This window comes from Kitasatospora sp. NPDC127067, assembly GCF_042724755.1.
GTDB lineage: Bacteria > Actinomycetota > Actinomycetes > Streptomycetales > Streptomycetaceae > Kitasatospora > Kitasatospora lactacystinica.
The window spans coordinates 1-22,559 of sequence record NZ_JBHXEM010000015.1 but is presented as its reverse complement, the minus strand read 5'-3'; the positions used below and the strand labels follow the sequence as shown (position 1 = coordinate 22,559).

Here is a 22,559-nt window from a genome sequence, read left to right as displayed (position 1 = left end):
GTGTGTGCCGGTCGCCGCCCCGAGATCAGGTTCACCGAATGGGCCTGCTTGACCTGTGGGAATGTCGATGGCCAAAGTTGTCAGGTGCATTGCTATGACTGGATCGTTCGTCGTCCCCTCGGGCACAAGTGGGAGCTGTTGCTCCGGATATGGGGGCTGGCGGCGAGATGTCGGCCATCTGTTCGTCCCATACCGTCCACGCGGTTTTAGTCCGCTTGAGGACGGCCCTATGTGACCTGGGATGCAGGGACCCCGTCGACCGCGGCGGGTAAGATACGGGGTGTTTGGTTTTGTTTGCCGAGCGTTTCGGGTGGGGTGGTTGCGGTGGTGCGACAGGAGCGAGCGGTCCGGACGCGTCGGTTGATCCTGGAGGCGGCGGCGTCGGTCTTCGACGAGTACGGGTACGAGGGGGCGACGATCGGCGAGGTCGTGGCCCGCGCCGGGGTGACCCGCGGCGCGGTGTACTTCCACTTCGCCTCCAAGCGGGAGCTCGCCCAGGGGGTCGTGGAGGAGCAGTTCGGCCGGGACGAGATCCCCGAACGGCAGTGCAAGCTCCAGGAGTTCGTGGACCTCGGGATGGTGGTCGCCCACCTCATGCCGCGCGACCCGGTCCTGAGCGCGGGCGCGCGGCTCTCCCTCGGCCAGGACGTGTTCGGAGACTTCAGCGGCGGTGCGGCGCCCGGCTGGATCCAGCGGGCCGAGAGCGTGCTGGAAACGGCGGGCCGGCGCGGTGAGCTGCTGCCCCAGGTGGTGCCCGCCGAGACGGCGTGGCTGGTCACCGGGGCCTGGACGGGGGTGCAGATCCAGTCCCAGAAGATGTCCGGCCGGGCGGATCTGGAGCGCCGGATCTCCGCGCTGTACCAGCATGTGATGCCCAGTATCGCGGTGCCCGGGGTGCTGGCCACGCTCGACCTCGCGGTGGACCGGGGCGCCCGGGTGGTCGCGGAGCTCGCGGCGGCCCGGGTGGCGGAGTCCGGCCCGGCCGGGGCGGACCGGGCGGATGGTCCGGACGGGGCGGGTGCGGCCGGCGTCGGACCGGCCTGAGTCGGGGTGCTCGGGGCGGCCCGGGTGGTCCGTGCGGGCCTCGTCCGAAGCGGTTCGAGGTCGGACGGGCGGTCCGGCGTCCGGTTCCAGTGGGGATTGCTCCGCCCAAAAACAAACAGCGCGTTCGGTTTTGTATTGACAAACCGTCTGTCCTGTTTTTGGATGGGCGTCGGGTGCTCGACCGACCTTCCAGCGGACCTGCGTGGACGGTGAGCAGCGGAGCACCCGCCCGGCCGGCGGCCGTCGGGGCCGCCGATCCGTCTGGATATGGGGTGGTCGTCGTGGAGATCCGGGTGCTGGGGTCCTTGGGGGTCCGACTGTGCGGGGCGTCGGTGGTGCCGTCGGCGCCGAAGCCGCGGCAGGTGCTCGCCCTGCTGGCGTTACGGGCCGATCAGGTCGTGCCGGCGGGAGTCCTCGCCGAAGAGTTGTGGTCCGGCCGCCCGCCACGCAGTGCCCGTACCACCGTGCAGACCTATGTGCTCCAACTGCGCGACCTCATCGACCGGGCGCTCGCCCAGGGCGACGGCGGCCCGGGGGCCTCCTGCGCGAAGGACGTCCTGGTCACCTCGGCCGGCGGCTACATGCTGAACAGCGGCGGTGGACTGGTCGACCTCCAGGAGTTCGACCGCCTCGCCGGGCACGGCTACCGCGCCATGGACGGGGGCGACTTCCCGCTCGCCGCCCGCCAGTTGGCCGACGCGCTCGCGCTGTGGCGCGGCCCGGCCTTCGCGGACGTCCCGGTCGGCGGCCAACTTGCCGTCGAGACCAGACGGTTGGAGGAGATCAGGCTCTGCGCACTGGACCAGCGGATCGAGGCCGACCTGCGACTCGGCCGGCACCGGGTGCTGCTCGCCGAACTCACCGTCCTGATCGACCGTTACCGCACCCACGAGAGCCTGCACGGCCAGTACATGATCGCGTTGCACCGCTCCGGTCGGCGGGGCGAGGCGCTTGAGGCCTACCAGCGCCTGCGGAACACCCTGGTAAGGGAGTTGGGCATGGAGCCGTCCGCGGCGCTGCGGCGGCTCCAGCGCTCCATCCTGCTCGCCGGCCCCGAACGCGCGGACCAGGAGCAGCCGGGCGCGCTCGCGGACGGCGCCGGCGCCCGCACCGCCCGGCTCACCCGGGTCGGCTGAGCCGGGCCGGCCGACCCGGGGCGCGGCGCCGGCGTCCGGCGGGGGCGGGCAGGGGCGGACCGCGACGGGCCCGGTGGCTATTCGGCGAGCACGCCGGTGTTCTGGCAGGCGTGCAGCAGCCACCGACCGTCGTCCTGCCTGGTCATGACGTACAGCGGTGCGCCCTCCGAGTCCCCCTCCGGCGACCGGTAGACCTGGCGGACCTTGACGGCGGCCACGTCGGGGCGAAGGAACTGGATGTGCACCGGCTCGTACGTGACGTCGCCGTCCCAGGTCGCGGCGGGCAGCACGGCACGGGTGAACTCGGCGATCGCGTCCAGGCCGAGGAGGACCTTGCCGTGCGCGGTGGTCCAGATCGCCTCGGGGTGGAACAGTGCGAGGAACGCGTCCGGGTCCTTGGCGCGCTGGGCGCGTTCGACGGCGGCCACGACCCGTTCGATGGCCTGGATGTCCGCCTCGGGGGCGGCCTGCGCGTTAACTGCTGCTTCGGTGTTCATGTGGATCACTCTGGCACCTCAAGTGGCCTTGAGGTCAAGCCGGTCGGGGAGTTCCGGTGCGCAGCCCCAGGTAGTCGTCGAGGCGGGCGGAGGCGGTGAGCATCGCCAGGCCCCGGGTGGTGAGGCGCTGCTGCCAGCCGTCCAGGGCACCGGCGAGCTCGCCGGTGCCGCCCGCGGTACGGATCTGCCGCAGCACGGTGGCGATGTGGTCCAGCAGGTAGCCGCCCCGGCGGAGCAGGTGGGCGAGTTCGGCGTCCCGGACGTCGGCGGGGAGATAGCGGCGGTGGCCGGCGGTGCGGTCCCGGGCCGGGGTGAGGATGCCGGCGGCCTCCCAGGCCCGCAGGGTCGCGGGGGTGACGCCGAGTCGGTGTGCGACCTCGCCGACGGAGCGGGGGCCGGGCACTGCGGGGAGCCCGGTTCCGGCGGCGGCGCCGCCGGTCAGGTGGCCGACGGCCTCGCGGACGGCGGCGAGGGTCTCCCGGTCGCGCAGCAACTGGGCGTGGCCCCGGTCGAGTTCGGTGAGGGCTTCGCCGATCCGGTCGGCGTGGACGGCGGTCATGACCGAGCCCGCGGTCGCGTACCCGTACGCCGGGACGAGGGCGAGATAGGCGCGCAGGGCGGCGGCGTGCAGCTCGGTGTAGATCCGGTATCCGGTGGGCGTGCGTTCGGCGGGCGGGAGGCAACCGTCGCGCTCGTAGTTGCGGATCGCCTGGGTCGAGATGCCGTGCTCGCGCGCGAGGTCGGAGGGTCGCATGGTCGTCCGGTCGTCTCCCGTTCCGGGTCGGGTGGGGTGGGTGGGGTGGGGCGGGGCCGGGTGATGCGGGGTGTGCGAAGCCGATCGACCGTTCGGGCTGTTTGAGGCTTTCGTCGGCGGCCGGGCGGCAGAAGCGGGAAAAGTCTCAACCGTTCCTTCAAGGATACGCTTGAGGTCCATGAACCAGGACGTGTATGACTTCATCACCCCAGCGTGCGAGCTTCTGGGGCTGGGCGAGCCGACGCACCAGGAGCCGGCGTTCGGGCTGGTCCGCAACGAGCTGTTCGCCGGGCTGGTCGACCGGGGCTTCCGGTCGATCGCCCTGGAGACCGACCGGGTGGCCGCCCTCGCCGTGGACGCCTACGTCCGGGAGGGTGTCGGCACTCTCGAATCGGCGATGCGGAGGGGCTTCACGCACGGCTTCGGGGAACTCGCCCCCAACCGCCGACTCGTCGCCTGGATGCGGGAGTTCAACCGGCAGCGGCCGTCCGGGGAGCGGCTGGCCCTCCACGGCTTCGACATCCCGACCGAGAACACCAGCGCCCCCAGCCCGCGCCGCTACCTCGAACACGCCCGCGACTACCTGGGGCTCGACCTCGACATCGCCGGTGCGGCGGGTGAGGACGAGCGCTGGAGCCGTACGGAGGCGGTGACGGACCCGGCCCAGTCGCCGGGCGACACCGCCGACGCCGCCCGGCTGCGCTGTCTCGCCGACGACCTTCTCCTCCAACTCCACATGCGGGCACCGGAATTGATCGGATCGACCTCGCCGGCCGAGTGGTACGAGGCCCGCGCCCGGCTGGCCGCCGGGATCGGACTGCTGCGCTACCACGCCCAGTCGGCGGTCCGGGGTCGCACCCCGAGCGCCCGGATCAGCGCCCTGCTCGGCGTGCGGGACGCGCTGATGGCGCAGAACCTCCTCGACATCCGCGAGATCGAGGCCCGGCGCGGACCGACCCTGCTCTTCGCCCACAACCGGCACGTGCAGCGGAACCCGAGCGCCTGGGCGCTGGGCGAGCTGGACTGCCGGTGGACCGGCGCGGGCCACACCGTCGGCACGCTGCTGGGCGAGCGCTACGCCTTCGTCGCCGGGAGCCTGGGGCGCAGCGAGGCGATCGGACTGGCCGAGCCGGCGCCGGGGACGTACGAGGCCCACCTGCGGGGACGCGGTGCTGCCTGGGAGTTGACGGACACCGCGCTGCCGGCCGACGCCCGTACCCGCACCGACACCGTCCCGCGACAGGGCTACTTCCCGCTCGACCGGGAGGTGCTCGACGGCGCGGCCGCGCTGCTGCACATCGCCGACGGCGCGGCGGTGACGGCCGGAGCCTGAGCGGCCGCCGGCCCGGGGTAGGCCTGCCGCAGGTGGGCCACCAGGGCGGCGGTCGGCGGCGAGGAGGGCTGTCCGGTCGGCCAGGCGAGCGCGATCCGGACCCGGGGGACGGGGTCGGTCAGCGGACGTACCCGCAGACCGGGCAGCGGGCCCGGGTCCGGCAGCACGGCCACGCCCAGGCCGTGCGCGGCGAGCTCGGCCAACTGCGGTGGCGCGGCCGCCTCGACGCCGACCGTCGCCTCGACGCCGGCCTCGGCCAGGGCAAGCTCCAGCGCCGTGCGCAGGCCGGTGCCGCGCGGGGTGCTCACCAGGGGGTGTCCGGCGAGCGCCGCGACCGGCAGCGCGTCCCGGCCGGGTGCGGCAACACCGGCCCCACTTCCCGAGCCCCCGGCGGAGCCCGCGCCCGTGCCCGCGCCTGGGACCGGGACCGTGCCTGAGCCGTGGGCGGAGCCCATGCCCGATCCCGCGCCCGAGGCGGGTCCCGCGCCCGAGGCGTCCGCGAGCGGATGGTCCACCGGGCAGGCCGCGACCAGCGGGACCTCCAGCACCGTGTGCAGCGCCAGCCCGCTCAGCGACGACCCGCCGTCGTCGCCCTCCCGCCCGTTCCCCGGGGTGGGCAGGCCGACGACGGCGAGGTCCAGCCGGCCGTCGCGCAGCGCGGAGAGCATCCGGGTGGTGGTGTCCTCGGTGAGCGAGAAGTCGATGCCGGGGTGTTCCTGGCGGAACGCCGCGAGCGTGGTGGCGAGCCCGGGGAAGGTCCCCAGCTCGGACGGCGGGGTCAGGGCCGCCCCGGCGACCATGCCCAGGCGCACGTGTCCGCGCCGCAGCCCGCCGAATTCCTGGGCCGCTAGGCGGGCCGCGGCCGCGGAGGCGAGCGCGGCCCGGGCGTGCGGCAGCACCGCCTCGCCGACCGGGGTGAGCCGTACGGTGCGGCCCGAGCGGTCGAGCAGCGGGTGGCCCAGCTCCCGTTCCAGCTGCCGGATCTGGGAGCTCACCCCGGGCTGGGTGAGGTGCAGCAGCCGCGCGGCCCGGGTGAAGCTGCCGTGCTGGGCGACGGTGACGAAGTACTGGAGCTGCCGCAGTTCCATTACTCCCGATCATAAGTGCCAGAACTTCCCGGTCTTGGACGGGTGTACGGTTCCGGCCGCAGGCTGGGCGCATGGAAACCGTGCCGCAGAACCAGGACACCGGGCAGATCCACTGGATCCGCGAGCAGATCGCGGCCGAGCGCCGCGAGCTCGCCCGGGTGTTCGCCGACCTCGCCCCGGAGCAGTGGAACTCGCCCTCGCTGTGCGGTGGGTGGCGGATCCGCGAGGTGGCCGCGCACATGAGCACCGGCTTCCGGCACTCGACGGCGCGCACGCTCCTCGAACTCGCCCGCTCCGGCGGCAACGTCCACCGGATGGCCGACCGGATCGCCCGCCGCGACGCGGCCGCCATGACCGAGCGCGAACTCGCCGCGGCCATGGCCGACCACGCCGACCACCCCTGGCGCCCACCGGTCGGCGGCCCGATCGCGGCCCTCGCCCACGACGTCGTCCACGGCCTCGACATCACGGTGGCGCTCGGTCTGCCCGCCCGGCTGCCGGTGGCGCGGACGAAGGCCCTGCTGGCCGGTGTCTCACCCCGCACCCTGCGGTTCTTCGGGGCCCGGCTGGACGGCGTCCGGTTGGTGGCGACGGACACCGCCTGGGCGTACGGCGACGGGTCGCTCACCGTGACGGGGCGGGCGGAGCACCTGCTGCTGCTCGGGTACGGGCGCCGGGTGCCGGAAGGCCTGCTGGCGGGGCCCGGCGCGGGACGCTTCACGGCGGACGCCGCGTAGCGGCGGATTGGCGTACAGGCGTACGGGAGAGGCCAGCCGCCCTCAGGTTCGGGAGCGTCGCCGAACCGGACGTCCGGGTGGGCAGTGGTTGGGGATCACGCCGAGTTCCAGCCAGCGCCCGGGCGGCCGTCGTGCGGGTTCCGGGGGCCCGTGACTACGATCGGAAGAAGTCCTTCCGGATGGTGGTGAGACGGAAGCCAGGTCGCCGATGGCCCCGAGGTCCGTGCAGTGGCCCCCGTACGTGCGGGTCGCGCCGTGGTTGCTGACCGCCGGCGGGCTGGTGTGGAACGCGCTGGACCCGACCGACTACTGGGGCGATCCGCTGCTGGCGGCGGCCGCCGTGCTGGCGGGCGCGCTGCTGGCGCTGCGGGACACCGTCGCGGTGGGGGCGGCCAATGTCCTCGGCATCCTGCTGCTGTCCACCCAGGACGGGTCGATCGGGACCGGGGCCGGCTTCCTGGAGCTGGCGAACACGGCGTTCGCGGCGCTGCTCGGGATCGGGGTGAACCGGGTGGTGGCCCGGCACGGGCGCCGGCTGGCAAGGGTGCGGTCGGTGGCCGAGGCGGCGCAGCGGGCGGTGCTGCCGGAGCCCCCCGCGGAGGTGGGGCGGCTGTCGGTCGCGGCCTGCTACCGGGCCGCCCAGGACGAGGCGCTGATCGGGGGCGACGCGTACGCGCTGCAGGTCACCCCGTACGGCGTGCGCGGGCTGATCGCCGACGTGCGGGGCAAGGGGCTGCACGCGGTCGGGGCGGTCTCGGTGCTGCTGGGCGCCTTCCGCGAGGACTCCCGCCGGCTGCCGGACCTGGCCGCGCTCGCGGACGCGCTGGAGGACTCGCTGCTGCGGGAGAGCGAGCGGATGAGCGAGGAACTGCGGCTGGAGGGGTTCATCACCGCGCTGCTGGTGGAGTTCCCGCCGGGGGAGGAGAGCGTGCGCACGCTCGACTGCGGGCACCCCGGCCCGTACCTGCTGAACCCGTACCCGCGGGGCGCGGGCGAGCCCCCGGTGCGCCGGTTGGACGCGGCGGATCCGGGGCTGCCGCTGGGGATGGGCGGACTGGGCGTGGCGCGCCCGGTGCCGGAGAGCCGGCCGTTCCCGGCCGGGTGGACGCTGCTGCTGGTGACCGACGGGGTCACCGAGGCCCGGGACACGGCGGGGGAGTTCTACGACCCGGTGCTCGGGCTGGCCCCGCTGGGGCCGTTCGCCGGGCCCGGTGAGGTGCTGGACGCGCTGGTGGCGGACGTCGCGCGGTGGACCGGTGGGCCCAGGGACGACGACATGGCGGTGCTGGCGATCACCCGCCGGGCGGAGACGGAGGCGGAGGCGGAGTCGAGCGGCTGACGGGCGGCCGGCGGTCGGCGGAGCAGTCGGTGGAACGGGCGGCGGAACGGGGGCGGCGAACCGGTCGGCGGAACAGGGGCGGGACGGGTGGCGGACCGGGTCGGGCACGGGTGGTCCGTGACCGTCCGGTCACCTTGTCTACGGCTCGCTACGGTCACGCCGGTATCACGATGAGGTGACGGCCTGGCCTTACTCCATGGAATCCAGCCAAGTTGAGCCTCTCCGTCCGGTGGCTGGAAAGGTGGCGTCCGAATACCGGACAAGGAAATGGACGGACGGGCCCGGAGCCGGTCGGAGTGCCCGCCGGCCGGTGCCGCCTAGGCCGACGGACGCCGCGGGCGGCGTGACGGCAGGAGAAGCGGCCATAAGGAGCGCGCAAGGGCGGGCCGGGGGAGTGGCGGGATTCGGCCGACCTGCGTTCCGTCCGGAAACGGACCTGGTGCTTGCCCCGTGTCGAAGGGGTGACCGAGAGTCGCACCGATGAACGAGAAGCCCAGCCCCCGCCAGGCCCGTCTGCTCGGCCACCGCGACTTCCGGCTCCTGCTGACCGGAGCCGCGGCGGCCCAGACGGGCAGTCAGGTCACCCTGGTCGCCCTTCCCTTGGTGGCCGTGATGGTGCTCGACGCCACGCCGTTCGAGGTCGGTCTGCTGACCGCCGCCGAGACCGCCGCCTTCCTGCTCGTCGGCCTCCCCGCCGGCGCCTGGCTGGACCGGATGCGCAAGCTTCCGGTGCTGATCCGGGCCGACGTGGTGCGCTGCCTGGCCGTCGGGTCGATCCCGCCGGCCGCCGCCTTCGGGGTGCTGACCATGTCGCAGCTCTACCTGGTGGCGCTGGTCACCGGGGTGGCGACGGTCTTCTTCGACGTCGCCCACCAGTCCTTCCTGCCCGCCGTCCTGCCGCGCGAGCAACTGGTCGGCGGCAACGGCGCCCTGGAGACGGTCCGTTCCTCGGCGCAGATCGCCGGGCCGGGCCTCGGCGGCGGGCTGGTCCAGCTGCTCGGGGCGCCGCTCGCCATCGTGGCCGACGCCTGCGGCTACCTCGCCTCCGCCCTGCTGCTCGTCCGGATCAAGGTCGACGAGCCGCAGCCGGAGCCCGAGCCGGGGCGCTCGCTGCGCGCCGAGGTCGGGGAGGGCGTGCGGTTCGTGCTCGGCCACCCGCTGCTGCGGGCGATCGCGACCGCCACTGCCACGTCCAACCTGTTCTCCGCCGTGCTGACCGCCGTGCAGACGGTGTTCTGGGTGCGGGTGCTCGACCTGTCGCCGGGAGCCATCGGCGTGCTGCTGTCGGTCTCCGCCGTCGGCGGACTGGCCGGCGCGCTGTGCGCCGGGCAGCTCGCCCGGTGGATCGGACAGGCCCGGCTGATCTGGCTGTCCACGGTGGTGACGGCGCCGTTCGCGCTGCTGTGGCCGCTGTCCGGAGGCGGTGCGGGCGTGGTGCTGTTCGGCCTGGCCTCCGGGGTGGTGCTGTTCGGCGCGGTGGCCTACAACGTCGCCCAGGTGAGCTTCCGGCAGAGCATCTGCCCGCCGGAGCTGCTCGGCCGGATGAACGCCACCATGCGGTTCCTGGTGTGGGGCACCCTGCCGATCGGCGCCCTGATCGGCGGCGTGGTCGCCGAGGCGGCCGGGCCGCGCACCGCGCTCTGGCTCTGCGCCGCCGGCTTCCTGCTGGTGCCGCTGCCACTGCTGCTCTCCCCGCTGCGGCGGATGCGCGAGCTGCCGGGCCCCGACCGTACGGCCGGGCAGGACGCGGACGCAGAGGCGGACGCCACCGACCAGGAGAGCGCGGTGAGCCCCGGCACGTCCTGACCGGCCGCCCCACCCGCGCCTTCCGCACCCGAACCCCTCCTGCCGACCGAACCCGATCCCTTCTGCCGACCGAACCTGATCCCCGCACGTCCCGGACCCGAGCAGGGCACCGGCCGATCCCCCCTCGACCGATCCCCGACCGATCCCCGACCCGAGCCGCGACCGGAAACCGGAGACCGTTCCCGTGCACGCCAGCATCACCGCCGCCTACCTCGCCCGGTACCGCTCCGCCGCCGCCGAATCCCCGGTGGAGCTGCTCCCGCTGACCGGCGCCCAGCGGCGCTTCCTGATCACCCGCCGACTCGCTCCGCAGAGCCGCACCGACGTCGTCCCGCTGTTCTTCGCCTACCCGCGCGGCACCCTCGACCTGGGCCGACTGGCCCGCGCCGCGGCCGCCGTGGCCGCCCACCACCCGGCGCTGTGCGGCGGATTCGCGACCGTGCGCGGCACACCCGTGCTGCGCACCGGCGGCCCCTCGGCCGAGGCCGCCCGGATCGCCGTCGCCCCCGGCGGCACCGCCCGTGCGGCGCTGCGGGAGGCCCTGTCGGACTGGCCCGCCGATGGACCCGCGCTGCGCCTGCTGGTGGCCGCGGACCCGGACGGGGACGAGGAACTGCTCGCCCTCGCACTGGACCACGCCGCCTGCGACGAGCAGTCGCTCGGCCTGCTCACCGCCGAACTCGGCGCCGCGTACGAGCGGGACGAGCCACCGGCGGACGGGCCCGACCCCCGGGCGCTGGCCGATTACCGGCAGGCCGTCGAACTGCAGCTCGCCGCCGAGGACGCCGCCGGCGGCCCCGCCGCCCAGGCCCACTGGGGCCGCCGGCTGGGCAGTCTGACCGGGGCGGGCGGCGGCGCGGCGACGTCCACCGGCATGCTCACCGAGCGGCTGCCCACCGCCGGGGGCGCCGCCCGCGGCGCCGTCTTCCCGGCCCTGCTGGACGCGGTCGGCTCGGCCCTGCACCGGCTGCACGGGGCGGACGGGGCGGACGGGGCGGCCCGGCCGGAGACCGGGGGAGGGCCGCTCGCCCTCGGCTACCCGTGGGGCGGACGACCGGCGGGCGCACCCGCCGCGCTCGGCTGCTTCCTCAACACCCTGGTGCACCCGGCGACTTCGGGTCCGGTCGCGGACCTGGACGCCCTCGCGGACGCCTGGTGGGACGACCTCGACCAGGCCGGCACCCCCTTCGACGAGGTGGTCCGTGCCGCCCGCACCGCCGGGGCCCCGTGGTCGGGCGCCTTGGACGGCCTGCTCACCATGGAGGACCTGCACCGCCGTCCACCGCTGGTGCTCGGCGGCACCCCCGGCCGGGAGACCCACCTGGACGGGCGCCCGCTCGCCGCACCGCTGGCCGTCTCCGCCTCGCACGGCGACGACCTGCTGATCCGGCTGGCCTGGGACCGCGACCGCTTCCCCGAGGCCGACGCCCGGGCCGCCTTCGGCGAACTCCTCGCCGTGCTGCGGCACCACCTGCACGCCCGGCCGGTTCCGGTCCCGCAGGCCTGACGCGCCCACCCGCCCGCGTCGCCCTCCCGCCCGCACGAGCCTGACCGCAGGCATCCGACCGCACGCCCCTCCCCGCGGGCCCCGAACTCTCGCGACGGACCCACGACGGGTCCGCCACGAACCCACCACGCCCGTCCGCGCGCGTCCGACACGCCGCCGGACGGGACCCCGGGCCCAGGGCCGCACCTCACCCCGGTACGCCCCTGGGCCGCCGGCCGGCACGGGAACACCCCACGTCCGCGTCCGGCCACCGCAGTGCCGACAAGCCCACCACACAAGGGAATCGACCATGTTCGCACTCTCTCCCTCGCAGGAGATCGTCTGGCTGCACGAGCAGATGCTGCCGGGCAGCCGCGCCTACAACTTCACCGCCGTCCTCGACCTGTGGGGCACCCTCGACCGGGACGCGCTGCACTCCGGCCTGGCCGCCGTGCTGGCCCACCACCCCGGTCTGCGGCTGGAGTTGGTGCCCAGGCCGGAGGGGCTGCCCGGCCAGCGGGTCGCCGACGTCTGCGAACCGGAGCTGCGCCACAGCGACTTCGCAGCCGAGCAGGACCCGGAGGCCGCCTTCCGTCGGCTGCTCGCCGCCGAGGCCGAGGAGCCGCTGGACACCGAGCGGGCGCCGGTGCTGCGCTGGCACCTGGTCCGGCTCGGCGACGACCACCACCGGCTGATCCACGTCGAGCACCACCTCGTCCACGACGGCCACTCCTTCGCGATCCTGCTGCGCGACCTGTTCACCGTCTACCGCGCCACCGTCCTCGGCGAGCCGTACGAGCTGCCCACCGCGCCCTCCTACGAGGACCACGCCCGCGCCGCCGCCGACCTCCCCCGGGACCGCGGACTCGACTTCTGGACCAAGGAGCTGACCGACGCGCCGCGCGAGATCACCCTCCCCGGGCTGGCCCGGCCGGGCGCCGAACGGCGCCACCGCGGCGGCCAGCTGCGCCAGTCGATCGGCGCCGACCTGGCCGAGCGGCTGCGCGAGCGCAGCAAGGCCGACGGCCACACCCCGTTCAGTACCCTGCTCGCCCTGTTCGCCGAGCTGCTGCGCCGGCACAGCGGCCACCGCGAGGTGGTGATCGGCACCGCCGTCGGCAACCGCCCGGAGGGCTTCGAGGGCACCGTCGGCATGTTCGTCAACACCGTCCCGCTGCGTCTGCGGCTCGACCCGGCGGTCCCCGGCACCGACGCCGTGGACGAGGTGACCGACGTCCTGCTGCGCGCCCTGCCGTACCAGGACCTGCCGGTCCAGGAGCTGACCCGCCGGCTCGGTCTGCACACCACCGGCGCCGACAACCCGCTGTTCAACGTGATGTTCAGCGCGCACGACGCGGCACTGCCCGACGTCCAGGCGCCCGGGCTGGAGGTCTCGCTGTACGAGGGCTTCAACACCGGCACCACCCGCTTCGACCTCGACCTGGTGCTGCTGCCCGACGACCGCCGGGTGGTCGGCGAGAAGCACGGCGCCGCCGGGATGACCCTGGTCTGGGACTACGACGCCGACCTGTTCCGCGAGTCCGAGGCGGTGCTGCTGTCCGAGCGGCTGCTGGAGCTGCTGCGCTGCTACCTGGACCGCCCGCAGGCGCCGATCGCCGGGCTGGCCCCCGCGCCCGAGGCCGAACCGGCCGCCCCGGTCACCCCGGCCGCACTCGACCCGGCCGCCGCCCACGACCCGACCTCGCTCGCCCTGCTGGCCGGCACCGAGCGGATCAGCTACGGCGAACTCGACCGCAGGGTCACCGAGTTGGTCGAGCGGCTGCGCGCCGCCGGAGTCACCCCCGGCCAGCCGGTGGCCACCGTGCTGCCGCGCGGCGCCGACAGCGTGGTCGCCCTGCTCGCCTGCCTGCGGTACGGCGCCGTGTACGCGCCGCTGTCCACCGAGGACCCGGCCGCCCGGCTCGGGCTGCTGCTGGAGCGGCTCGGCCCGGCGCTCGTCCTCGCCACCCGGCAGAGCGCGCTGGCACTGCCCGCCGAGGGCGTCACCCCGGCCCTGCTGGACGGCCCCGCCTTCCCGAAGGCCGAGCCCGCCGCCGCGCTGGACGGCGCCGCCTACGTGATCCACACCTCCGGCTCCACCGGCGTGCCCAAGCCCGTCCTGGTCGGCCGCGAGGCCCTCGCCGGGTACGTCGCCGCGATCGCCGACCGCTACCGGCTCACGTCCGCCGACCGGGTGCTGCTGTTCGCCCGGCCGTCCTTCGACGTGGCCCTGGAGGAGGTGCTGCCCGCCCTCACGGCCGGCGCCGCCCTCGTCGTGCCGCAGCGCGAGGTGCCCACCGGGCCCGAGCTGGTGGCCGTGCTGGCCGCCCGCGGCGTCACCGTCGCCAACCTGCCCACCAGCTACCTGCTCGCCGTCCGCGAGGACCTGCGCGAGGCGCTGCGCGACGGCCGCTGGGCGCCCCGCCTGCTGGTGCTCGGCGGCGAGCGGCTGCCCGCCCGGGCGCTGGCCGGCCTGACCGGGGCCACCACCGTGCTGAACGCCTACGGCGTCACCGAGGCCACCGTCACCTCCACCGTGTACGAGGTCACCGACGCCGACGTCGCCGAGGACGGCGAGATCCCGCTCGGCGCCGAACTCGACGGTGTGCGCATCCACGTCCTGGACGACACGCTGCGGCCGCTCGCCCCCGGCTGCGTCGGCGAACTCGTCGTCGGAGGACCCCTGTTGGCCGAGGGTTACCTGGGGCTGCCGGAGCCCACCGCGGCCCGTTTCACGACCGTCCCCGCGCTCGACGACGCCCGCGTCTACCGCACCGGCGACCGCGGCTACCGCGACCTGGACGGGCGGCTGCGCTTCCTCGGCCGCGCCGACAACCAGGTCAAGCTGCGTGGCCACCGGATCGAGCTGGAGGAGATCGAGGCCGCGGCCTCCGCCGAACTCGGCGGCCGCTCCTGCGCGGTGCTGCTGCACACCGACCCGCAGACCGGCCCCCGCCTGCTCGGCTTCCTGGAGGGCACCGACCGCCCCGACCAGGCCGCGCTGCACGAGGCGCTCGCCCGCCGGCTGCCCGGCGGACTCGTCCCGGCGAGCTGGACGGCCGTCGCCGCGATGCCGACCCTGCCCGGCGGCAAGCCCGACCGCGCCGCCCTCGCCCGCCTGGCGGACGAGGCCCCGGAGGCGGAGGAGGTCGAGCCGAGCGAGTTCACCGACCCCGGCCAGCAGCTGATCGCCGCCGCCTGGCGCGAGGTGCTCGGCCACGACCGCTTCGCCGCGGACTCGCACTTCTTCGAGGTCGGCGGCCACTCGCTGCTCGCCGCCCAGCTCGCCGCGTACCTGGAGCCGCACCTCGGCAGCCGGCCGCCGCTGCGCACCCTGTTCCGACACGCCGTCCTGGCCGACCAGGCCAAGGCCCTCACCACCGGTGGTGCCAAGTGACTTCGCCCTCCGCCGTCCTGGAAGCCGGCCACCGCGAGCTCGTCGAGGCCTTCGAGAGCTTCGTGCGCCGCGAGCTCGTTCCGCTGGCCGCCGAGCTGCCCGAGACCGCCGACCAGGTCCCGGCCGACCTGCGGACCTACGTCCGCAAGCGCTCCGCCGCCCTCGGCTTCTACGCGGGCGACTACCCCGAGGAGCTCGGCGGCGCCGACATGCCGTTCACCGCCGTCGTCCTGCTGCACCACGCCGCCGGGCGCAGCGGCTGCGTGCTCGCCCCGTACGCGCTGGCCGGCTCCGACGGGCCCAGCCCGCTGCTGCGGCACGGCACCCCCGAGCAGGTCGAGCGCCACCTGGTCCCGCTGGTGCGCGGCGAGCAGACCCGCTGCCTCGCCCTCACCGAGCCGCATGCCGGCTCCGACGCGTTCCACCTCACCACCACCGCCGTGCGCACCGGCGCGGGCTGGGTGCTGAACGGCCGCAAGACCTTCGTCAGCAACGCCGAGCACGCGGGGATCGCGCTGGTCGTCGCCGCCACCGACCTCGGCGACGGGGCCGGCCCCACGGCCGGCGCCACCGCCTTCGTGCTGCCGATGGACCAGCCCGGGCTGCGGATCGGCCAGCGCTACGAGGGCATGTCCGGCGAGCCGCTGTTCGAGCTGCTGCTGGACGGGGTCACCGCCGGCCCGGAGGCCGTGATCGGCGGCGAGGAGGGCGTCGGCGCGGCCACCGCCCTCGCCATCGACAGCCTCTCGCGCGGCCGCCTGGTGGTCGCCGCGATGTGCAACGGCATCGCCGAGCACGCGCTGCGGATCGGCGTCGAGTACGCCAAGGACCGGCGGGCCTTCGGCCGGGTGATCGGCGAGTACCAGCACATCCAGGAGCACCTGGTCGCCACCCGGGCCGAGGTCGAGGCCTCCAAGCTGCTCACCCTCGCCTGCGCCCGGCTGGTCGACGAGGGCACCGAGTCCCCCGAGAACGCGGCGCTCGCCAAGCTCACCGCCTCCGAGACCGCCGTGCGCGCGGTGGACCGCTCGCTCCAGGTACACGGGGCCACCGGCTGGGTGCGCGGGCACCCGCTGGAGTTCCTGTACCGCTACGTCCGGATGACCACGATCATCGAGGGGACCTCGGAGGTCCAGAAGGTGATCATCGCCCGTTCCATGGGCCTGAACTGACGAAGCGTCACCTTCGTACGCGACTTCCTGGAGATGATGATGGAACACCTTGACACGAAGGTCCCGAACGCGGACGCCCCGAGCGTCGACGCCGCGAACACCGGGACTCCGAACACCGGGACCCCGAACACCGACGCCCCGAGCATCGGTTACGGCCGTCCGCACCAGGACGGCGCGGTGCTCGACCTCTTCACCACCTGGGCGCACCGCACCCCCGACGCCCCCGCCCTGATCGACGGCGAGCAGGTCTACAGCTACGCCGAACTCGACCGCCTCGCCGACACCGTGGCCGAGGCCCTGCGCGGCAAGGTCGGCCCGGGCGATCTGCTCGGCGTCTGCCTCGCCCACTCGGTCTCGCTGGTCGCCGTCACCCTGGCCGCCGCCAAGCTCGGCGCCGTCCACCTGCCGCTCGGCCCGCGCCCCGGCGAGCACCGGCTGCGCGCCGTCGCCGAGCAACTGCGCCCGGCCTGCCTGGTCGGCGAGCCGGACCTGCTGCCGCCCGGCGGCGAGCGGCTGCCGCTGGACCTGCCCACCGCCGGCGTGGTGGCCGCCCTGAACCCGGGCGAGCAGGTGCGCGTCCCGGCCGGCACCCACTACGCGGTGCTCACCTCCGGCTCCACCGGCACCCCGAAGGCCGTCGCCGTCACCGAGCCCGCGCTCGGCGCGCTGCTGCAGTGGTACCGCGGACTGACCGGCCTCGGCCCCGGGGAGCGGCACAGCCTGCTGATCGGCGTCGCCTTCGACCCGCACATGCAGGAGCTGTGGGCCGGCCTCACCTCCGGCGCGGCCCTGGTGGTCGCCCCCGAGGCGGTCCGCTGGGACACCGGTGCGCTCACCGACTGGTGGCGCGAGGCCGGCGTCACCGTGTCCATCCTGCCCACCCCGCTGGCCGAGCCCCTCCTCGGCCGGCCCTGGCCCGCCGAGTCGCCGCTGCGCCACCTGGTGATCGGCGGCGACCGGCTGCGCCGCGCCCCCGGGCCCGACGTCACCGCGACCGTCCACAACGCGTACGGCCCCGCCGAGGCCACCGTCACCACCACCGTGCACACCATGGCCCCCGGCGGCGACCACGGTGCCGGCGCCCCGCCGATCGGCCTGCCGATCGACGGCGCCGTCCTCCTGGTCACCGACGAGGACGGCCGCCCGGTGCCGCGCGGCACGGCCGGCGAGCTGCGGATCGGCGGCCGAGGCCTGGCCGCCGGGTACCTCGACCCCGAGCTGACCGCCCGCCGTTTCGTCGGCGCACCCGCCGGCGTGGTCGGCACGGACCGGGTCTACCGCACCGGCGACCGGGTGGTCATGCGCCCGGACGGCGTGCTGGAGTTCCACGGCCGCCTCGACGACCAGGTCAAGGTCAGCGGCGTGCGGATCGAACCCGCCGAGGTCGAGGCCGCCTTCGAACGCGACCCGAAGGTGCGCCGGGCGGTGGTCGCCGCCGAGCAGGCGCCGACCGGTGGCGTCCGGCTGCTCGCCTTCGTCCAGGCCGAGGACGGCGCCGACCCCGCGGCGCTGCTCGACGCCGTCCGCCCGTGGCTGCCCGAGCAGGCCGTGCCCTCCGCCGTCCGGCTGGTGGAGCGCTTCCCGCTGGACGCCAACGGCAAGGTGGACCGCCCGGCCCTGCTGGCCGACGCGCCGGCCCCGGACGAGGAGGCCCCGGCGGACGAGGCCGGCACCCCGGTCGAGCGCACCGTACTGAAGCTCTGTCGCGGGCTGATCGGCCGTGCCGACCTCGGGCCCGAGGACAACTTCCTCGCGTCGGGCGGCAATTCGCTCGCCGCGGCAAGACTGCTGGAGGCCCTGGAGAACGAGTACGGCGTACGGCTGCGCGCCCCCCTGGTGCTGCGCCAGCCCGACCTGCGGGCCGTCGCCCGGCTGGTCGAGGAGCGGGTGGCCGATCTGGCCGCGACCGCCTGACCCCGCCCGAACCTCCTCAGCGGGGCGCCCCGGCCCACCCGGCCGGGGCGCCCGGAAGGGAACCACCCATGACCACCAGGACCACCGCGCACCGCGCGCACCCCGCGACCTCCGCGCACCCCGCGACCCCCGTCGACCGGGCCACCGAAGCCTTGCCCGCCCGGCCCACCCCGCTGCCCGCCCTGGTCGCCCGGCAGGCCGAGCAGCGGCCCGACGCGCTCGCCGTGACCGACGGCTCCACCGTCCTGACCTACCGCGAACTCGTCGACGCCGCCGGCCGGTTGGCCGCCGTCCTGGCCGATCGGGGGATCGGCCCCGGCAGCGCCGTCGCCCTGCTGTGCGCCCGCTCGACCCGATTCGTCGTCGCCCAGCTCGCCGTCTGGCGGGCCGGCGCACTGGTCGTCCCGCTCGACCCGGCCTACCCGCGCCCGCGGATCGCCGAAATGATCGCCGACGCGGACGTCCGGCTCGTCCTCGGCGACAAGGGACTGCTCGCCGAGGCCGGGCTCCCCGAGGACCGCACCCTGGTGCTGACCGAGCGCGGCACCGAGGCCGCCGACGGCACGGCGCCCGACGCCGCCGACCCGGCCGCGCCCGCCCTGCTCTACTACACCTCCGGCTCCACCGGCCGCCCCAAGGGCGTCCTCGTCCCGCACAGCGCCGTCGCCGACCTGGCCACCGCCGAGGACTCGATCGGCCTCGGCCCCCGCGACCGGGTGCTCTTCCACTCCACCGTCTCCTTCGACGCCACCACCTTCGAACTGTGGGCGCCGCTCGCCCGGGGCGCCGCCGTGGCCGTCTCCCCGAGCGAGCGGCCCAGCGCCGAGGACCTGGTCCGCGACGTCGAGAGCTTCGGCGTCACCACCGTCTTCCTCACCACCGCGCTCTTCCACCACCTGGCTGCCCGGCGGTCCCGGGTCTTCGGCGTGCTGCGCACCCTGGTCGTCGGCGGCGAGGCACTCTCCTCCGAGTACGCGGGCGCGGTGCTGCAGGCCTTCCCGTGGCTCGAACTGATCAACGCGTACGGGCCGACCGAGGCCACCACCTTCACCACCCTGCACCGGGTCACCCGGGCCGACTGCGCCGGATCCGTCCCGATCGGCCGGGCCTTCGGCGGCACCCGGGCGTACGTCCTGGACGAGCGGCTCGCGCCGGTGGCGCCGGGCGGCGTCGGCGAACTGTGGATCGCCGGCGACCGGCTGGCCCTCGGCTACCTCGACCGGCCGGAGCTGACCGCCGAGCGCTTCCGCGAACTGCCCGGCATCGGACGCGCCTACCGCAGCGGCGACCGGGTCGCCGAACGGCCGGACGGCTCCCTGGAGTACCACGGGCGCACCGACGACCAGGTCAAGGTGCGCGGCTTCCGGATCGAACCCGGCGAGGTCGAGCACGCGCTGCTCCAGCTGCCCGAGGTCGCCGAGGCGGCGGTCGTGGTCCGCCGCGCCGGGCAGGTCGACGCCGCGCTCACCGCCTGCCTGGTCCTCGCCGAGGGCTCCCGCCCGGCCGTCGAGGCACTGCGGGCCGCTCTGGCCGAGCGGCTGCCCGCCCACCTGGTGCCCACCGCCTGGACGGTGCTCGCCGCGCTGCCGCTGACCGGCAGCGGAAAGGTGGACCGGCGGGCGCTGGCCGCCGACGAACCGGACGGGGCACAGCCGTCCGCCGCCGCCGAACTCGGCCCGATCGAACAGGTCGTCGCCGAGGCGTGGAGCCGCGCCCTGGAACGCCCGATCACCGACCCGTCCGCCGACTTCCTCGCCGAGGGCGGGCACTCGCTGCTCGCCATGTGGGTGGTGGACGACCTGCGCGAGGACCTCGGGGTCGAGCTGTCGCTCGCCGACTTCCTCGGCCACCCGACCGTCGCCGCCCAGGCCGAGCTGCTGGAGCGCGCCCTGCGGGCCGCCGACGACACCCCCGGAGCCGACCGATGACCACCGTCGACCAGAGCGACCTGCTGCGCCGCGCCCGCAACCGCCGCGCCGCCACCCCCGTCGCCTCCGCACCGCAGACCGGCCCCGCCGAATCGAACGGCCCCGCCCCGCTCTCGCACGCCCAGCAGCGGATGTGGCTGATGGACCACCTCGGCCAGGGCGGCGCTCTCTACAACGTGCCGGTCGCCACCCGGCTGCGCGGCCCGCTCGACCGGGCGGCCCTCGCCACCGCGATCACCGGCCTGACCGAGCGGCACGCCGTCCTGCGCACCCGCTACCCGCGCCGGGGCGACGAGCCGTACCAGCAGATCGACCCGGTCGTCCCGGTGCCGCTGCCGGTCCTGGACGCCGCCGGCCCGGAGCAGCTCGCTGCCGAGGCCGCCCGGCCGTTCGACCTCGCCACCGGCCCGGTGCTGCGGGCCCTGCTCCTGCGGCACGGCCCCGACGACCACACGCTGCTGCTGACCATCCATCACATCGCGGTGGACGGCGGCACGTTGCGCCTCCTCACCTCGGACCTCGCCGAGCTGTACCGCGCCGCGCGCGACGGCGAGCCGAACCGGCTCCCGCCGCCGGCCCCCTCGTACGCCGACTACGCCCGCCAGGAACGCGCCCGCGAGGCCGAGCTGACGGCCGCCGCCGGCGTCCTCGCGGCCGGGCTGTCCGGCGCCCGGCCGCTGCCCCTGCTGCGGCCCGTCCCGCCCGGTGCCCGGGAGCGCCGCGCCGCGCTGCACGCCGCCCCGCTGGAGCGCGCCGTGGTGGAACAGCTGCGCCTCCTCGGCGCGCGGCACGGCGCCACGCTGTACACCGTCGTGCTGGCCGCCGCGTTCGCCGCGCTGGGCGTCGCCTCCGGGCAGGACGACCTCGTCCTCGGCTGCGCCAGCGGCCACCGGGCGCGGCCCGAGTTCCGCCGGACCGTCGGGCTCGCGGTCAACACCCTCGCCGTGCGGGCGAATCCGTCCGGGGACCCGTCGTTCACCGAGCTGCTCGCCCTGGTCCGCACCGCCCTGCTCGACGCCCAGCAGCACCACGAGGTGCCCCTCGACCTGGTGGTCGAGCGGCTCGGCGCGGCCGCGCGCGGCGCGGACGGCACGCCGTTGCTCTCGGTCAGCTGCGACCTCGTCCAGACCGTCGACCCGCTGGCGCTGCCGGGCCTCGACACCGAGAACGTGGAACTCGACCTGGGTCTGGCCAAGTTCGGCCTCACCCTGCTGCTGGAGGACGGCCCGGAGCCGCGCTGCCTGCTGCAGCACGACCGGGACGCGCTGGACCCGGACACCGCCGCCCGGCTGCTCGGCGCCTTCGCCGAACTGCTCACCGCCGTGGCCGCCGACCCGGAACGGCGGCTGTCCGAACTGCCCGGAGAGCGGTTGACGGCCGCCGAACACCCGGTCGTGGAAGCCCTGTCGGCCGATCCGGCGGTGGTCGAGGCGGCCGTGGTCGAGAACCCGGACGGCCCGCCGCTCGCCTACGCGGTGGTCCGCGGTCCGGTCGCGCCGAGCGGCAGTGCCCTGCGGGCCGCCCTGCGCGGGCGCCTGCCGGCCGCCGAACTGCCGCTCGCGGTCACCCTCGTGGACCGGCTGCCCCGCCACCCCGACGGCACCCCCGACCGCGATCGGCTGCCCGGCGCCACCGTTTTGCCCGGCGCCACCGCGCCGGCGGAGGGCCCGCTGGAGGCAGGCCCGCTGGACCTCGTACGACAGGCCTTCGGCGAACTCCTCGGCATGACCCCGCCCGCCGACGGCGACTTCTTCGCCCTCGGCGGCCACTCCCTGGTCGCCGTCCAGCTCGCCGAACGCCTGCGCACCCGCACCGGGCTGCCGCTCACCGGCCTCGACATCCTGGAGCAGCGCACCCCGCGCGCCCTCGCCGCCCTGCTCGCCACCCGCACGGACGAGCGCCGCGCGGCCCTCGCCCGGGCCGGTGCCCGTTCGCGGACCACCGGCGCCCGCACCGGCACCGTCCTGCTCACCGGCGCCACCGGCGGGGTCGGCGCGGCCGTGCTCCAGGAGCTGATGGCCCAGGGCCGGCCGGTCCGGGTCCTGGTCCGGCCGGAGTCCGCGCACCTGCCCGCGCTGAACGGCGCCGAGGTGGCGGAGGGCGACCTCGGCGACCTCGACAGCCTGCGCCGGGCCGTCGACGGCGTCGACGCCGTCATCCACTCCGCCTGCACCTTCACCGACCACGCCACCGACCTCGCCGCCATGCGCGCCCTGGTCGACGGCTGGCGGGGCGGCCCGTTCGTCTTCGTCAGCAGCATCGACGCGTACGGCCGCCCGGCCGGCACCGAGGTCCCCGAGGGCGGCCCCAGCAGCGCACCCGTCACCCCGTACGGGCAGGCCAAGCTGGACTGCGAGCGGATCCTCTTCGAGGCCGCCGCGACCGGCCGGGGCCAGGCCGTGGCCGTCCGCTCCCCGATCGTCTGGGGCCCGCACCACCGCCTGCGCGACCAGCTCCGCTGGGGCGCCACCGGCCCCCTCTACCAGGCGGCCCTGGCCGGCCGGCCGATCGGCCTGCCGGACGCCGAGGAGTGGCACGGAGCCTCCTGGGTGCACTCCGCCGCCCTGGCCCGTGCCCTCGGCGCCTGCCTCACCCCGGACCACCCCGCCGCCGGCCGGGTCGTCAACGCGGTGAGCGGGCACCTCTCCTGGGCCGACTTCACCGCCGAACTGGTCCGCCTGCTCGGCTCCGACAGCCCGATCGCCGCCACCCCCGACGCCGACGGGGAACTCCGCCGCCCCTGGCACTACCGGGCGGACACCCTGGCCGGCCCGCTCGCCCCCGAGCCCGGCGAGGACTGGCGCAGCGTCCTGGCGGCCATGGTCCGCTGACCCTCTCCGGTCGCGGGGGGGGGGGGGCGGCCCCCCCCCCCCCCCGGCCGCGACCACCAGCCGCAGCCCCCCCGCCCCCGGCCCCCCCCCAAAGCAC

General features: G+C 75.7%; 15 protein-coding genes. 12 read left to right on the top strand and 3 right to left on the bottom strand.

Features of this window, described 5'->3' with window-relative positions; all coding sequences use genetic code 11:
- Window positions 1-315 precede the first annotated feature (315 nt).
- Window positions 316-1,044 carry a ScbR family autoregulator-binding transcription factor gene (locus ACFWJ4_RS08970; RefSeq protein WP_380541038.1) on the top strand — a complete coding sequence of 243 codons (729 nt, stop codon included), beginning with the start codon at window positions 316-318 and terminating at the stop codon, window positions 1,042-1,044.
- A 281-nt stretch (window positions 1,045-1,325) separates the two neighbouring features.
- A complete protein-coding gene (locus tag ACFWJ4_RS08965) occupies window positions 1,326-2,180 on the top strand; it encodes a BTAD domain-containing putative transcriptional regulator (protein ID WP_380541222.1) in 855 nt (284 codons plus the stop codon).
- Between the two features lie 77 nt (window positions 2,181-2,257).
- On the opposite strand, the gene ACFWJ4_RS08960 is transcribed toward ACFWJ4_RS08965, so the two are convergent.
- Together ACFWJ4_RS08960 and ACFWJ4_RS08955 are read right to left on the bottom strand one after the other, a co-directional pair.
- A complete protein-coding gene (locus tag ACFWJ4_RS08960; protein WP_380541035.1) occupies window positions 2,258-2,677 on the bottom strand; it encodes an SgcJ/EcaC family oxidoreductase in 420 nt (139 codons plus the stop codon).
- Window positions 2,678-2,711: 34 nt separating this feature from the next.
- The gene (locus ACFWJ4_RS08955; RefSeq protein WP_380541032.1) at window positions 2,712-3,431 is read right to left on the bottom strand and encodes a TioE family transcriptional regulator; all 720 of its coding nucleotides are present in this window, start codon (window positions 3,429-3,431) and stop codon (window positions 2,712-2,714) included.
- A gap of 178 nt (window positions 3,432-3,609) precedes the next feature.
- Here ACFWJ4_RS08955 and ACFWJ4_RS08950 point away from each other — a divergent pair, with 178 nt between their 5' ends.
- Entirely contained in the window at window positions 3,610-4,764 is a 1,155-nt protein-coding gene (locus tag ACFWJ4_RS08950; protein ID WP_380541029.1) for an erythromycin esterase family protein, read from the top strand.
- On the opposite strand, the gene ACFWJ4_RS08945 is transcribed toward ACFWJ4_RS08950, so the two are convergent.
- Window positions 4,677-5,852 (bottom strand): LysR family transcriptional regulator, encoded by a 1,176-nt coding sequence (locus tag ACFWJ4_RS08945; RefSeq protein WP_380541026.1) that lies wholly within the window; start codon window positions 5,850-5,852, stop codon window positions 4,677-4,679. The two genes, ACFWJ4_RS08950 and ACFWJ4_RS08945, sit on opposite strands and share 88 nt — an antisense overlap.
- Window positions 5,853-5,923: 71 nt before the next feature.
- Here ACFWJ4_RS08945 and ACFWJ4_RS08940 point away from each other — a divergent pair, with 71 nt between their 5' ends.
- The 9 genes from ACFWJ4_RS08940 (at window position 5,924) to ACFWJ4_RS08900 (ending at window position 22,462) form a co-directional block, all read left to right on the top strand.
- Window positions 5,924-6,589 (top strand): maleylpyruvate isomerase family mycothiol-dependent enzyme, encoded by a 666-nt coding sequence (locus ACFWJ4_RS08940; protein ID WP_380541023.1) that lies wholly within the window; start codon window positions 5,924-5,926, stop codon window positions 6,587-6,589.
- A gap of 208 nt (window positions 6,590-6,797) precedes the next feature.
- Entirely contained in the window at window positions 6,798-7,928 is a 1,131-nt protein-coding gene (locus ACFWJ4_RS08935) for a PP2C family protein-serine/threonine phosphatase (protein ID WP_380541020.1), read from the top strand.
- Between the two features lie 480 nt (window positions 7,929-8,408).
- Complete coding sequence (locus tag ACFWJ4_RS08930) at window positions 8,409-9,734, top strand: MFS transporter (RefSeq protein WP_380541017.1); 1,326 nt, start codon at window positions 8,409-8,411, stop codon at window positions 9,732-9,734.
- Window positions 9,735-9,918: 184 nt separating this feature from the next.
- Complete coding sequence (locus tag ACFWJ4_RS08925; RefSeq protein ID WP_380541015.1) at window positions 9,919-11,241, top strand: non-ribosomal peptide synthetase; 1,323 nt, start codon at window positions 9,919-9,921, stop codon at window positions 11,239-11,241.
- Between the two features lie 289 nt (window positions 11,242-11,530).
- The gene (locus ACFWJ4_RS08920) at window positions 11,531-14,617 is read left to right on the top strand and encodes an amino acid adenylation domain-containing protein (protein WP_380541012.1); all 3,087 of its coding nucleotides are present in this window, start codon (window positions 11,531-11,533) and stop codon (window positions 14,615-14,617) included.
- Window positions 14,614-15,789: an acyl-CoA dehydrogenase family protein gene (locus ACFWJ4_RS08915; RefSeq protein ID WP_380541009.1), complete on the top strand. Its 1,176-nt coding sequence runs from the start codon at window positions 14,614-14,616 to the stop codon at window positions 15,787-15,789. The genes ACFWJ4_RS08920 and ACFWJ4_RS08915 overlap by 4 nt, the downstream gene beginning before the upstream one ends.
- A gap of 39 nt (window positions 15,790-15,828) precedes the next feature.
- Complete coding sequence (locus ACFWJ4_RS08910; RefSeq protein WP_380541006.1) at window positions 15,829-17,703, top strand: amino acid adenylation domain-containing protein; 1,875 nt, start codon at window positions 15,829-15,831, stop codon at window positions 17,701-17,703.
- Window positions 17,704-17,771: 68 nt separating this feature from the next.
- Window positions 17,772-19,631 carry a non-ribosomal peptide synthetase gene (locus ACFWJ4_RS08905; RefSeq protein ID WP_380541004.1) on the top strand — a complete coding sequence of 620 codons (1,860 nt, stop codon included), beginning with the start codon at window positions 17,772-17,774 and terminating at the stop codon, window positions 19,629-19,631.
- Window positions 19,628-22,462 (top strand): condensation domain-containing protein, encoded by a 2,835-nt coding sequence (locus tag ACFWJ4_RS08900; protein WP_380541001.1) that lies wholly within the window; start codon window positions 19,628-19,630, stop codon window positions 22,460-22,462. The genes ACFWJ4_RS08905 and ACFWJ4_RS08900 overlap by 4 nt, the downstream gene beginning before the upstream one ends.
- Window positions 22,463-22,559 lie beyond the last annotated feature (97 nt).